Below are 1,200 nucleotides of genomic sequence, written 5' to 3' on the forward strand. Positions count from 1 at the left end.
GGCTTCGCCGTTGACCGCATCAATAGCGCCGGTCACCGGCTTGGTCATGGCGGCATCGGTGTAGAAAGTGCCGTTGGTTGGCGTGCCGACGGTGAAGGATTTCACGTCCGCCACGCCATCTACGTCGGTGGCGGACAGTTTGACCGCGATACCTACGCTTGGATCTTCAGCACCCGTTGCGGTAGTGGCCGCAGCCACTGGTGCATCGTTGACCGGGGTCACGGTGATGGTGCCATTGGCAGGCGCCGAAGTCAGCGGGCTGCCGCCGTCAGCAATACCGCCGTCGGTCGCGGTGTAAGTGAAGTTCGCCGTGCCGTTGAAGTTCGCGTTTGGTTTGAAGTAAACGGTCGCTTCGCCGTTGACCGCATCAATAGCGCCAGTCACTGGCTTGGTCATGGCCGCATCGGTGTAGAACGTGCCGTTGGTTGGCGTGCCGACGGTGAACGATTTCACGTCTGTCACGCCATCTACGTCGGTCGCGCTCAGTTTGACTTCGATGCCTTGAACCGGATCTTCAGAACCCGTTGCGGTGGTCGGTGCTGCGACCGGCGCATCGTTGACCGCAGTCACGGTGATGGTGCCGTTGGCCGGAGTAGAAGTCAGCGGGTTGGTGCCGTCAGCATTGCCGCTGTCGGTCGCGGTGTAGGTGAAGTTTGCGGTGCCGTTGAAGTTTTCGTTCGGCTTGAAGTAAACCGTGGCTTCGCCGTTGACCGCGTCGATCGAGCCGGTCACCGGCTTGGTCATGGCCGCGTCGGTATAGAACGTGCCGTTGGTAGGCGTGCCGACGGTGAACGATTTCACGTTCTCCACGCCATCGATATCAGTGGCCGAAAGCTTGACTTCGATGCCCTGGGCCGGATCTTCAGAACCGGTCGCGGTAGTGGCGACAGCTTCTGGCGCATCGTTGACCGGAGTCACGGTGATGGTGCCGTTAGCTGGGGTCGAAGTCAGCGGGTTGCTGCCGTCAGCGTTGCCACTGTCGGTCGCGGTATAGGTGAAATTCGCGGTGCCGTTGAAGTTTTCGTTTGGCTTGAAGTAAACCGTGGCTTCGCCGTTGACCGCGTCGATCGAGCCGGTTACCGGCTTGGTCATGGCCGCGTCGGTATAGAACGTGCCATTGGTTGGCGTGCCGACGGTGAACGATTTCACGTTCTCCACGCCATCGATATCAGTGGCCGAAAGCTTGACTTCGATGCCCTG

General features: G+C 60.2%; 1 protein-coding gene. It reads right to left on the bottom strand.

What is annotated here, in order from left to right:
* The coding region (locus AC07W0_RS24765) for a tandem-95 repeat protein (RefSeq protein WP_495029339.1) at nucleotides 1–1,200 on the bottom strand (1,200 nt) is incomplete at both ends.

This window comes from Pseudomonas sp. GW704-F2 (genome assembly GCF_059423025.1).